At 67.6% G+C, this 12959-nt stretch carries 6 protein-coding genes and 1 pseudogene; 4 read left to right on the forward strand and 3 right to left on the reverse strand.

Annotated features, from left to right (window positions below):
- The first annotated feature begins 490 nt into the window (after window positions 1-490).
- A complete protein-coding gene (locus tag AC6EXY_RS32340) occupies window positions 491-727 on the forward strand; it encodes a hypothetical protein (RefSeq protein ID WP_499818911.1) in 237 nt (78 codons plus the stop codon).
- Window positions 728-924: 197 nt separating this feature from the next.
- On the opposite strand, the gene AC6EXY_RS32345 is transcribed toward AC6EXY_RS32340, so the two are convergent.
- From AC6EXY_RS32345 to AC6EXY_RS32355, 3 genes and pseudogenes are all read right to left on the reverse strand, one after another.
- On the reverse strand, window positions 925-1311 hold the full coding sequence (locus tag AC6EXY_RS32345) for a DUF6928 family protein (protein ID WP_499818913.1): 387 nt from the start codon (window positions 1309-1311) through the stop codon (window positions 925-927).
- 685 nt (window positions 1312-1996) lie between these two features.
- Window positions 1997-2224: pseudogene (locus AC6EXY_RS32350) on the reverse strand (transposase); the annotation flags it as partial.
- 48 nt (window positions 2225-2272) lie between these two features.
- On the reverse strand, window positions 2273-3460 hold the full coding sequence (locus AC6EXY_RS32355; RefSeq protein ID WP_499818910.1) for a lysozyme family protein: 1188 nt from the start codon (window positions 3458-3460) through the stop codon (window positions 2273-2275).
- An 885-nt stretch (window positions 3461-4345) separates the two neighbouring features.
- Between AC6EXY_RS32355 and AC6EXY_RS32360 the strand changes: the two genes are divergently transcribed.
- The 3 genes from AC6EXY_RS32360 (at window position 4346) to AC6EXY_RS32370 (ending at window position 12394) form a co-directional block, all read left to right on the forward strand.
- Complete coding sequence (locus tag AC6EXY_RS32360) at window positions 4346-10438, forward strand: DNRLRE domain-containing protein (RefSeq protein ID WP_499818909.1); 6093 nt, start codon at window positions 4346-4348, stop codon at window positions 10436-10438.
- Between the two features lie 826 nt (window positions 10439-11264).
- Window positions 11265-12011, forward strand: coding sequence for an RHS repeat-associated core domain-containing protein (locus tag AC6EXY_RS32365; protein ID WP_499842463.1), 747 nt, complete (start codon window positions 11265-11267; stop codon window positions 12009-12011).
- Window positions 12008-12394, forward strand: coding sequence for a hypothetical protein (locus AC6EXY_RS32370; RefSeq protein ID WP_499818908.1), 387 nt, complete (start codon window positions 12008-12010; stop codon window positions 12392-12394). The genes AC6EXY_RS32365 and AC6EXY_RS32370 overlap by 4 nt, the downstream gene beginning before the upstream one ends.
- Window positions 12395-12959 lie beyond the last annotated feature (565 nt).

The raw sequence follows: 12959 nt of genomic DNA on the forward strand, positions 1-12959 counted from the left end.
GCCATCCAGATGGCCCTCGCAGGCCAGCCCTGGCTACCCGCCCCCCGCGCCACCGCGCCCGCCCTGACCACCGCCTAAAACAACATCAAAACCGGGGGTGCTGGAGCGCGCACCCGTGAATGGACACCGCGTGACCTCTGAGGAGTGAATTACCGGACCACGGAGGGGCTGGGTCGGGGCGCGCGGGATCGCGCGGGGACCCGGTGCCGGTTGGTCCGCGCGTACGGAATGTCGATCTGGGGGCTTGGGGTCAGGCCGCGGGTTCGATAGTGACGGTGTAGCCGAGCTTCTTCCAGTTCGCCGACGAGGGTGTTCTTTCGTTTCTCCGGGTTCCGGCGGCGGCGGGTGTGCCAGTCACCGCCGAGGTCGTGGTACACGGCAGGAACTGCCGTACTGCGCAACGGTGCTCTTCCCGGCGATCCGTCCGCCGGCCTCGCCTCCCGGTGAGACTTACTGACCCTGCGCCGACCTCACGTCTCATACTTAGGAAATGGAAATCGCAAGTGACACCGTCGAGCTTTTACGTAAGGCTTTCCCTGAGGAGCAAGTACCTAAAGTCTTGGAGATGCTGCGGCAGTATGGTGGCGGGGAGTGGCAGCCTGAACCAGACCGTGTGCACCGGGCCGTTGTGAAACTCGGGCAAGGTGATCTAGAACAGGTTCAGCGCTACCTCAGCATCGCCAAGAAGGATTATCGGGATGTCCTGCTGTACTCGGGCGACTACTGACTCTCTGCTATCAGGTGTTGCGCCCGCAGTCCCCGCGGGTGTCAAGATCCGCGAACCAAGTCAGGTGAAGCTCAACCACCATAAAAGTGCCGTGGCGGAGCGGCGCTCTGGGGCCGGGAGTAGGCGTTCACGCGATCGCATACCTCGGCGCGCGCTGTGGTGCAGCGCCGGACCATGAGTGGGAGGTGATCGCGCGATCAGGGCCGATCGATGCGGTAGCCGGCGAGGGTGATCTCGTCGAGGTCGGGGTCGTCGTCCTCGTAGACGAAGCCGAAGAGGGCCCGGAGGGCATCTTCGGCCAGGTCGAGGGGATGGAATGGCAGCGGGTACGAAGGGTCGGGGTCGGCCTGGTCGATCTCGACGGGGTGCTTGCCGGCCCAGTAGTCCGTCTCGAAGTCGAGCGGGGTGCCGGCGTTCTCGAGTATTCCCTCGTCCGAGGACAGGCTGAGCGCGCGGCGTAGTGCGCCGTCGGTGTCCCCGATGGCGTAGGCGAACCAGTCGACGGAGCTGAGCATGGAGTGCAGGTGGAGCGTGCGTCTGCGGGCTTCGGCGCGGAATGTGGGGCCGAGGCGCGACGGGCAGATCCAGCGAGACGTCCTGGGTGCAGAAAACCGTCAGGCCGGGGAGGCGGGCCACGTAGACGTGGCCGTCGGGTGGGTAGGCAATTGGAGCGTTTCTGTACTTCTGTACCTGGAAACATTCTTCACCGTTATGCAATCCCTGGTTCGCATAGCTGGCGAATTTAGGCTGGCTGATCTCCGGTTTGTACTTCGTGGACCCGTCGCGGAGGCGGCGGGGTGACGTTCTCTGGTGGTGGGATGGTGTTGGGCGGAAGCGGCCGCGTGCCGTCGCCGATCTCGACGACGCGCCGGCCGGGGTGGAGGCGTCCACCAGCGCCCGGGTGGCGTCGCGATCGAGGGTGGGGACGGATCGCAGGATCTGCCGAACGTCGCCGCTCTCGGCGTGGCACAGCATCGAGTCCCGGGCGCCCACCGAGGCCTCTTTTCCTGTGAGACAGCAGGTGTCGGGGACTGTAGCGGCTGCCTTCGACATCGCCGGCTCGGGGAGGTCAGCCGTGCCGCGGCCCCGGCGGGCTGCGTCTCGCCGGTCAGGGAGTTGTCGAGGTCGGGCCGGTGACAGGCCCGGGCGATGGTCAGCGGGCGTGGGCGCGACAGGGGATCCGGGCTTCGCGGGCCCGGCGTCACGCGGGGCGGGGCCGGTGCGGCGCAGGAGGTCGAGCGCGTGTTTCAGCTGCCTGTTGTCGCGGGCGAGGCGGCGGATCTCCGCCTCCTGGCGGCGGACCTCGGCCGCCCGGGCGCGTTCGGCGGTCGGCTCGGCCTGGCGGAGCCAGAGGCGCAGCGTCTCGGCACTGACGGCGAGGGCGGCGGCGACGGTCTGGATCGTCGCCCATTCCGACGGATACTGCGGCCGGACGCGACGGACCTCGGCCACGGCGTGCGTGCGGAAGCTGGGAGAGTAGCGGGTGGGGCGTCCCATCGGTGACTCGATTCGGTGCGGATTGCCGGGCGGCGGGGTGCCGTCCGGTCAGGGGGCTGGGGTCGGGCCACGGGGGGAGCCGGTGCCGTCGGTGGGGGTCATGCTGATCACGAGCAGGGGCTCGGAGGGTGTGGCTGTCACGGGGGACGCGGCTGGGTCGGCGGCGGTCGACGCGGCGATGTGGGGGCGTGGCGTCCCCGACGCCCGGGACTCGGCGGGATAGCCCGTCGGAGCAGTCGGGGAGGGCGAGAGACTCGGGCGCGGCGCCGGCGCCGGAGACGTGCCGGCGGGTGCCGGCGCCGCGGCGGGTTCGGCGTCGGGGTCGCGGTCCGGGCCGGAGACGGGAGCGCTGTGCGACGGGGAGGGGGACGGCGTCGGCGTGCTGTGCGGCACAGTGTCGCGCGTCGGCAGCGTCAGGGGCGGGTTGGCCGACGGCTGCGGCGGCGCGAGGAGGGGCGGGCCGGACAGGACCCCCGAGGTCGTGTAGCCGGCCGGCCAGGCGAGGACGGCGCGCCGATAGCTCGCCGACGGGTGGTAGCTGTAGATCGCGGCGTGCAGGTCGGCGGTGACGGCGAGGTCTCGGCCGCCGTGGGAGAGGTAGCTGCCGGCCGCGAGGGTGGCGTCGTCGAGGTTGTTCGGGTCGGCGCGGCCGTCGCCCGAACCGTCGCGGCCGTCGAGCTTGGGCCCGAGAATGCGGCTGGTCAGGGTGCCGTCAGGGGTGACGGCGCGGCCGCGGGCGTGGCCGGACTCGACCCGGCCGATGGCGGCGAGCAGCTGCCAGCGCAGATGACAGCGCGGCCGTTCGGTGCTGAGGCGGGACTCGGCCCGGTGGTAGGCGAGGAGCATCCGGCCGGGGATCTGCCGATCCGCGGCCCGCAGCACCACCGACGGCGAACTCCCGGTGTTCGCCCCCGCGCCAGGAGAGCCGGCGGTCGGCCTTGCGCCTGGGGAACCGGCGGTCGCCGACGGCGTGGGGGAGGGCGGCTGGCCGTCCGCAGCGCCGGACGGGGTCGGCCTGACCGCGGGGACGAGCGGGGGCAGGTCGACGTCGTAGTCGTGCGTGGGTGGATGCGCGAGCGTTCCCGCCGGTCTGTCGGTGGACGTAGCCCCCGCGCCTGTCACCGTCGCGGTGCGCGGCACGACGCCGGCCGCGACGCAACCGAGCGCGAGCACGATCGTCATCGGAATGGCGGCGACCACGCCGGCCACGGTGGACCGCCGGCCGGCTCGGCTCACCCGGGCGGCTCGTCCCGCTCCCTGCCGCCGTCGGCGGATGAGCCGGTGGCGACCGGAGGCGTTCGCCTCGGAAGGGAGTGCGCGATGACGCGGGCGGACGGCCGGAGCTCGCCGGTGCCTGCTCATGCCGCGTGCCTCCCTCGTGAGATCGAAAGGATCGTGCTGGGCGTTCCGTCAATGCGGGCAGTCGAGAGGACGAGGACAAGGAAACGGGCCGTACACCGCCCATGACCTGCGTGATTCCCGTCGATCTCGCGGCACTATCCGCCGTCCGCCGTGAACGCGCGGACGGCGAAGGGCAGGAATGGTCAGCGACGGAAGCGGCGCCGGTTCCTCGGATCCCCTTTGCTGGCTGTCCCGGGGAAGCGCTGTGGCATATCTCCGGGCGGCTTGTCATCCCTTATGCAGGAAGCGGTCTCTGTTGCCCATAGCGATCAGTGCTCTACCTCTCGCGCCGTCAATCAGGATCATGTTTCGTCGAGGTAACACCATTTTGTGTGACCCAGGTCATAGAGATTGCGGGGAGTAGTTCCGCGTGCCGGGTTGCTTGCGGCCGCGCGCACGGAACGCTGACAGAATCCGCAAGGATCCTAGATCCTTGTCGCGGCAAGTAGTCAATCCGGGTGTGTGTCTTCGACGGCCGTCACCCGGCGCATCGCTACAGCCCAGCAACTCGAGCGGCCTTTTCTGTACGGCCGCCCACCGCCGCTGTCATTTTCGGTGATCCGCGCGGCCTGCCGTTCCCCTCGGTGGCCGCGCCGCTATCCGTGTGGCTGATCCCTTCGTGTGCGGTGGATCGGAGTTGGTGTGATGCGGGCTTCTCCCGTGCGTCCTGGCAGGTCGTTCACCCGATTTCTCGGATTGTTGCTGGCAGCGGTTCTGGCGGTGACGATCGTCGAGTTCATTCCGGCCGGGCGAAGTCCTGCCCGGGCCGCGACGGCGGCCGCCGGGGGCCAGGACCCCCCGGCCGCCAGCGGGCCGGCCGAGCGACCTGATCTGGTGTCGGCGCAGCTGGCGGCGCATGCGGAGAAGCGGCGGATCGAGGTGACGGACGCCCGTTCCGAGTCGACGTCGACGTTCGCCAATCCGGACGGCACGATCACCGTCGACTCCTACTCCGGCATCCGGCGGGTGCGTCGCGGCGAGGGTTGGGCCGACGTCGATCCGACGCTGGTCCTGGCCGGTGGCAAGGTGACGCCGAAGGTCGCGAAGGCGGGCATCGTCCTGTCCGCCGGCGGCAAGGCGGCCGGCGATGTGGCGACGCTGACCGACGCCGGTCGCGAGGTCGCCTTCGGCTGGCCTACGGCGTTGCCGATACCCGAGCTCAAGGGCGACACCGCGACCTACCCCGACGTGTCACCCGACACGGACCTGGTCGTGAAGGTTGTCGCGACCGGTTATGACGTGCGGATCGTCGCCCGCACTCCCGCCGCCGCCCAGGCCGCGCTGCGGCTGCCGATGCGGCTGCGCGGCGTCACTGCGGAGCGGACGACCGCTGGCGAGCTGCGGCTGTCCGCCGGCGGGAAGGTGACGGCGCGTTCGCCGGCTCCGCTGATGTGGGACGCCCACGTCGACCCGAAGGCCAAGCTCCCCGACCACTCCCACGGCGTCGATGCCGCGCTGGAGGGCACCGCCGCAGCGCCGACCCTGGCGCTCAAGCCGGACAAGGCGTGGCTCACCGACCCGGCCCGGCAGTACCCGGTGACGATCGATCCGGCCGCGACTCTCGCGGACAACCTGGACACCGACGTTAACAACGCCAATCCGACGACGAACTACGACACGAGCGACCAGCTTCGGGTCGGGAACTATCTCGGCGCGGCGGTGAACCGGTCGTTCCTGCGCTTCGACGACTCGTCGATCAAGAACCGGCATGTCACCTCGGCCGTGTTGAACCTGTGGCAGGCGGGCTCGGCGACCTGCACGGTCGAGCCGACGATCGTGCAGGGTGCCAGCGGGATGGGGCCGGGTACCACCTGGAACAGTCAGCCCACCGCCGACGGCGTCACCTGGGGTAACGCCACGTTCAACAACGGCGGCTCCTGCACGGGCTCCGGCGGCACGAACATCGATATCACCGGCTTGGTCGACGCCTGGGCGCACAACGGCGCCCCGTCGCCGGAGGCGCTGACGATCCGCGCCCCCAGCGAGTCGGACGCCAACCAGTTCAAGTACTTCTACTCCGGCGACACCTTCCTGGCCCCGCACATCTCCACCACCTACAACTCCTACCCCGGTACCGTCGCGGGCCGGTTCACCAGTCCGTGTTCGGCGCAGTGCGGTGGCAGTCCGGCGACGGTGCTGACGAACACCACCACCCCGACGCTGTCCGGCTCCTCGTTCGACCCCGACGGCGGGCAGGTCCGCGTCGACTTCGAGGTGTGGAACTCGGCCGGCACCACGAAGATCACCGGCGGGTCGGTGGCGAACACTCCGTCGAACTCCCCGGCCTACTGGACGGTGCCGTCTGGGCTGCTGACGAATGGCACGTCGTATGAGTGGCGGGCGCGCGCCTTCGACGGCACCGACTACTCGACGGCCTGGTCATCGTGGATCCCGCTCACCGTCGACACGACCGCGCCCGCCGCGCCGACCGCGGTGAGCTCGTCGGTCTGGCCGTCGGGCGGGTGGGGTTCGGCGACGTCGGGCACGTTCACCTGGACCTCGCCGGGCGGGGACACCCAGTCGTTCCTCTACGGTCTCGACCAGCCCTCCCCGGCGACCGAGACGACCGGCACCACCACGGCGTCGCTGTCCCCGGGGGGCGGTCTGCACACGTTCTACCTGCGCACCAAGGACAAGGCCGGCAACCTCTCGCCGGTCGTCTCCTATGCCTTCGGCGTCGGGAACGGCGCTCTGGCCCGGCCGGCGGAGGGCGCCCGCGTCCAGCGCTTCACCACGCTGGAGGGCCAGGCGCCCTCAGCCCAGACGAAGGTGACGTTCCAGTACCACGTGGGCACGAACACCAGCGCCGCGTGGACCGATCTGCCGACCGGTGACGTGGTGCTGGCCGGCACGACGACGCATCCGTCCTGGCCGATGAACCGCAACGGCTCCGGGCTGTTCGACAGGCTGACGTGGGATGTGGCAACGACGTTGACGGCCTCGGCGACCGACGGTCCACTGCAGGTCCAGGCCTGCTTCCGGGACGCGTCGAACACGGTGAGCTGCGCGCCCGCGCACACCGTCCAGTACGCGCGGCACGCGTTCGCCGACGCCGAGGCCACCCAGCAGGTCGGCCCCGGCTCGGTCGCGCTGCTCACCGGTGACTACGCGGTGTCCGCGACGGACGCGACCCTGCCGGCCTACACCGGCGACCTCACGGTCGGGCGGACGTTCACCACGCTCGCGCCGACCCCCGCCAGCGCGTCGACCATCTTCGGCCCGGGGTGGACGGCGAGCATGCCCGGCCCGGACGCCGGCGCCGCCGACCGGACCCTCACCGACAACACCGACTCCGGCGGCTACGTCACCCTGACCGACGAGACCGGCGTGCAGGACGTGTATGCCCGCGCCGGCAGCGGCTCCTACCCGTACGCCTACACCGGCGTCGGTGACGCCGCCGTCGACGGCAGCACCCTGACGAAGGACTCCGCGACCCAGTTCACCCACCTCGATGTGGACGGGACGAAGACCGTCTTCGTGTCCCAGGCCGTGAGCGGGGCCACCGTCTGGCATGTGGGTCAGGTCGTGGAGCCGGGGTCGAACACGACCTCGACGTACACCACGGACTCCTCCGGTCGGGTGACGCGGATCCTCGCGCCGGTGCCGGCCGGGGTGTCGTGCACGACGCTGGCCGCGGGCTGCCGGGCGTTGGCGTTGACCTACGCGTCGTCGACCACCGCGACCGGGACCGGCACCGATCCGGCGACGTGGGGTGACTACACCGGCCGGCTCAGCGCGGTCGCCCTCGCCCTCAACGGCGCGGCCCCCGTGACGGTCGCCGCCTACGCCTACGACGCCAACGGCCGGCTGCGGTCGGCGAAGGACCCCCGGACGAACCTCGCCACCACTTACACCTACGACGCGGCGAGCCGGCTCGCCACCCTCACTCCACCCGGGCAGGCGGCCTGGACCCTGGCCTATGACGGCTCGGGGCGGATCGCGACCGTGTCCCGGCCGACACCGGCGGGGTCGACGGCGACGCAGACCATCGCCTATGACGTGCCGGTGTCGGGTTCGGGTGCGCCGATCGACCTGTCCGCAGGCGCGGCCTCGGGCTGGGCGCAGACAGACCTGCCGCTGTACGGCGCCGGGGTGTTCCCCGCCGACCATGTGCCCGCGGCGTCACCGTCGTCGTCGGACTGGCCGTACGCGGACCTGACCTACCTGAACTCCGACGGCCGTCAGGTGAACAGCGCCTCCTACGGCAACGGCGCCTGGCAGATCACCACCACCGAGCACAACGCGGCCGGCAACACGATCCGCACCCTGAGCGCGGAGAACCGCAACCAGGCGCTGGCGCCGACCGCGGACACGGATCCGACGGTGGCGGCGCTGACGACGTCGGCGAGCCGCTCCCAGCTCCTCGACGAGCAGACCGTCTACACCGCCGACGGAGTGTCGGTCGCCGACACCTACGGTCCGACGCATCAGATCTTCGACAACGGCGGGGCCCGCTACTCGGCCCGCGAACATGTCCACACTGACTACGACCAGGGCGCGCCGTCCTCGCCGACGCCCTACCGGCTGCCGACGACGGTGACCACGACGGCCCGCCGTTCGGACGGCTCGGACGTCGACGCGCGCAAGACGGTCAACGGCTACGAGGCGAAGACCGGCGCGGACGCCGCCACCTCCGGGTGGAACCTGCGTAAACCCACGACGGTCGCCACGTGGATGGGCGGTGGTTCGACGCCGGACATCGTGCGCACCACCTACTACAACGCGGCGGGCAACACGGTGGAGTCCCGCCAGCCGAAGGCGAACAGCGCCGGCACCGACGCGTTCACCACCGTCACCTCCTACTACACGGCGACCGGTTCCGGCGCCTGCGTGAACGCCTCGTGGACGGGTCTGGCGTGCACGTCCGGCCCGGCGGCGCAGCCATCCTCCGGCAGCCCGCTGCCGGTGTCGACCTACACCTACAACAACCTGAACGAGACGCTGACCGAGGTCGAGACCGTCAACTCGACCACCCGGACCACCACCTCCACCTACGACAGTGCCGGCCGGAAGACCTCGGAGGCCATCGCCGCGAGCCCGGCCGCCGACGGCGGCACGGCACTGCCGACGGCGACGTTCGGCTTCGACGGGCCGACCGGGCTTCCGACCACGACGACCGCGAACAGCATCACGCTGACGACGGGCTATGACTCGTGGGGCCGGGTGACCTCGCAGACCGACGCCGACGGCAACTCCTCCTCCACCACCTACGACATCGACGGCCGGATCTCGACCTCCGGGGACGGCAAGGGCACCTACACCTACACCTATGACGGCACGACCGGTGAGCACCGCGGCCTGGTCACCAGCCTGAACGTCGGCGCCGGTTCGGCTCCGTCGACATTCACGGCGAGCTACAACGCCGATGGGAAGGTCACGTCGCAGACGTATCCGAACGGCCTGGTCGCGGCGACCCGCTACGACGACAACGGCGAACCGACCACGCTGTCCTACGCCAAGGGCGGGACGCCGTGGCTGGCGTTCGCCCAGACCAACTCGGAGAATGGCCAGGTCAGGATCGATTCCACGCCGGCGTCGTCGAAGTTCGTCGGCTATGACCTGTCCGGGCGGATGACCGCGGTCACCGACACGGTCAGCTACGGCGGTCCGGCGTCGTGCACGACCCGGATCTACGCCTACGACGCCGATTCCAATCGGACGGGCCTGTCGAGCTACCCCGACGGCGGGGGCAGCGACGCCGGATCCTGCTCCACGTCGACGACCCCGGCGGTATATTCCTTCTCCTATGATCAGGCGGATCGGCTCTCCAACTCGGGGTACGCCTATGATCTTTTCGGGCGTACGACGACGGATCCGTATCCGCCGGCGGGCAGCTCGGCGAGCCTGGGCTATTACGTGAACGATCTGGTTGCCTCGGAGACGGTCGGTTCGTCGACGCGGACCTACGCGTTGGATCCGGCGCGGCGTATCCGTTCGTGGACCGACGGGTCGACGACCAGCGTCAACCACTACGCGACCTCGTCGGGGGACAGCCCGGCGTGGATTGGTGTCGGTTCCGCCTGGACCCGCAACATCACCGGCATCGGTGGTGATCTGGCCGCGACCCAGACCGACAGCGGCGCGGTCACCCTGCAACTCGCCAACCTTCACGGCGACGTCGTCGCCACCGTCGACGACAACACGTCGGCCACCTCCCCGGGGAGCTACGCGGAGTCGACCGAGTTCGGCAGCCCCTACTTCCCCTCCTCCGCCTACCCCCGCTACGGCTGGCTCGGCGCGAAGCAACGCTCCCGGGACACCCTCTCCGGCCTCACCCTGATGGGCGTCCGCCTCTACGACCCCAGCCTCGGCCGTTTCCTGCAGACCGACCCCGAACCCGGCGGCTCCGACAACCCCTACGACTACGCCCACCAAGACCCCTACAACACCTTCGACCTCGACGGAAACAGCTGGTGGAAGAAAGTCAAGAAGGCCGGCAGGTGGGTCAGTAACAACAAATGGATAACGCGCTGTACGAACTGGATGCCGGGATATGCCGGGACCGCCTGTGCTGCCGTGCAGTCCGCCGGTTACGCAGTAAATGGCCAATGGCGGGCGGCCGCAGGGACTGCCGCAGGGGCGGCTGTTTCCTGGGGTGGCGGAAAGATAGCAGGTCGTGCTATCAGACGAGCTACTGGCAGGTATGAGAGGGCAGTTGCATCAGGAGTTCATGCTTGGCGCCGGCCAGGTATATCATCGGTGGCCCAGCGGAGGATCTACCAGTCTTCCGCCAACCTTCATATGGCGGTTGCAGGGAATCTTACCTCCTACTATGGGGGCGGCGGCTACAAAACCAGAAGCCCCTGGTGGTGAGGGATGTTGACAGCTGCGGTCGTGGTGGGAGGAGTGATACTCGCGCTGCCGCTCAACTTTGCGACCCTGCGGTTTCGCCGCCGACTGATAGTCGGATCCTGTGGTCTCCCTCTGGTCCTTATCCCCATGCTTGTGAGTGAAGATCCTCAGGGTTTGATCGGGCCGACTCTATTCGCATGCGCCTTCGTGATAGCGTGCGCATCCGTGACATGGCATTATCGAATAGTCTCCGATATGTCAATGCGGGACGCGCGTAATCTGCCTTCGCTGGTGAAAACTCGACGGCCGGAATCTGTTCCGTACAATCCAGTCTTCGATGCCCGTTACCTATGGGCGATGAGGCGTGATGAATACTCACGTACAAGGCTCCGGGAGGAGGCGATAATTGATGTAGATGCCTTCGTTGATCGTCTATTCTTGAAAGTATCCAGGCGAGACAGAAAATGAGAATATCCCGATGTGGAATGGCTGGCGAGATGGAGGCCCAGCATTCGACCGCTGAGAGGATGTCGACCGCGGTAGAGGGTGAGTCCGGGTAGCCTGAATCGCCCCGGTCCTACAAGGGGACCGGGGCGATTCGATCCTCTCAAACGGTCGAGTCCCCCGAGCCCGGCGCGGTTCAGGTGGGACGCCGTGGCTGGCGTTCGCGCAGACCAACTCGCAGTTTGGGCAGGTCAGGATCGATTCCACGCCGGCATCGTCGAAGTTCCTCGGCTATGACCTGTCCGGGCGGCTGACCGCGGTCACCGACACGGTCAGCTACGGCGGCCCGGCGTCGTGCACCACCCGGATCTACGCCTACGACGCCGATTCCAACCGGACGGCCCTGTCGAGCTACCCCGACGCCGGAGGCAGCGACGCCGGTTCCTGCTCCACGTCGACGACCCCGGCGGTATATTCCTTCTCCTATGATCAGGCGGACCGGCTCTCCAACTCGGGGTACGCCTATGATCTTTTCGGTCGTACGACGACGGATCCGTATCCGCCGGCGGGCAGCTCGCGGAACCCCCGCTACGGCTGGCTCGGCGCCAAACAAGGCAGCCGCGACACCATCTCCGGCCGCACCCTCATGGGCGTCCGCCTCTACGAGCCGTCCCTTGGCCGGTTCCTCCAGACCGACCCCGAACCCGGCGGCTCCGACAACCCCTACGACTACGCCCACCAGGACCCCTACAACACCCTCGACCTCGACGGCAACAGCTCGTGGAAGAAGCCCCGGCATGTCGTTGCGCACCACAAGGTTGATATTGCACTTACTGCGGTTGGCTTCCTTCCTGGTGTTGGAGAGGCGGCCTGGGCCGTTCGGGCCTATAAAGGTGACCGACTCCTGAAGGCTAGTCGAGTGGGTGAGGCGGCCTACCGCTCCCGTCTGGTCGGCGCTGAGAGCAGATTGTTTGCCGACAAGTATACGATGCCAGGAGTCAAGCCGGGCCTCTTTAACGGCAAACGTGCGGCTTTGGGCTGCAGTGCTTTAGGTATGAAAAGATACACAGGTTACAAAAGTGCTCGAACTGTTTTCAGGGCAAAGGTGGGAAAGCATCATATCGATCTCCTCCATGGGCCATGGCGATGACAGATCCAAGCTTCGTTGCTCATCTTAAAGAAGTTCTTCCCGTGGACGTCCGAATTGATTGGCGGTATCCGACGAAAAGTGAAGATCCAGTTGACATTGAAATCGAAAGAGTGGACGGCTGCACGCTACTGGTGTGGTATCTAGTGCAGTCGGGTGCGGCTCGGATGCTGCTCGATCTATATACATTTGACGAAGTCCGTCCGGACCATGTTCTCGAGTTCATCAAGATCTTTGTGGTAGACGGCTTCTGTCTCGACGTTGAAAGGGTATGGCTGGCGCGCTGTTGCACTCTGACATTCGATATTGGCGGCACCATCTATTCTGTTTCTAGAAAGGCGAGAAATCCCGCTGCATGGGAGAACCGACATCTGGCGAACCTTTGAAGGTTAGATAGGGGTGGCTGAGAGGGGTAGGATGTCTCAGCTTGATCCGTCAGACCTTCGATCGTCCAGCGTCCCGCGACGGCAACTCTTCCTGCGCGCGAAACGTCGCAGCCCTATGGCCGAGGCGACTACCAAAGAAATGCACAACCACACAACCGCCGCCGAGGCGTCCTTTTCGGCGAAGTAGCTTTCCAGTGCCAAAGAGACAGAAACCGCCAAGGACGAGTGTAGTACTTCACCGAGCCTAGGCAAGTTACCCGCCAAGGCGCACCACTCCTCTCACGATGAAGTTTGAGAATTCTTGGCGGCGTGGCCACCAAGAATCTTCAGACCTGTTTGTAGCTCGCCTGATAGCGCGACCCGCGATCTCTCCGTCACCCCAGGAAACAGTCGCCCCTGCCGCAGTGGCGACCTGGCTAGCGAGTATAGTAGACCGTAAGTATTCGTAATTAAATAACTTGGTTTTCTTGTTTGGATGTTGGCGATGTTCTGTGATCACGCCGGTAGGGTCGGGGTGTGTCAGTTGAGGGGGCTGGGAAGTTCGAGGCGATGGCCGCGCGCCTGG

The sequence above is a fragment of the Frankia sp. RB5 genome (assembly GCF_059816245.1).

Coding starts and splice junctions, on each gene's coding strand:
- AC6EXY_RS32340 (WP_499818911.1), top strand. CDS start 491: ATGGAAATCGCAAGTGACACCGTCGAGCTTTTACGTAAGGCTTTCCCT.
- AC6EXY_RS32370 (WP_499818908.1), top strand. CDS start 12,008: ATGACAGATCCAAGCTTCGTTGCTCATCTTAAAGAAGTTCTTCCCGTG.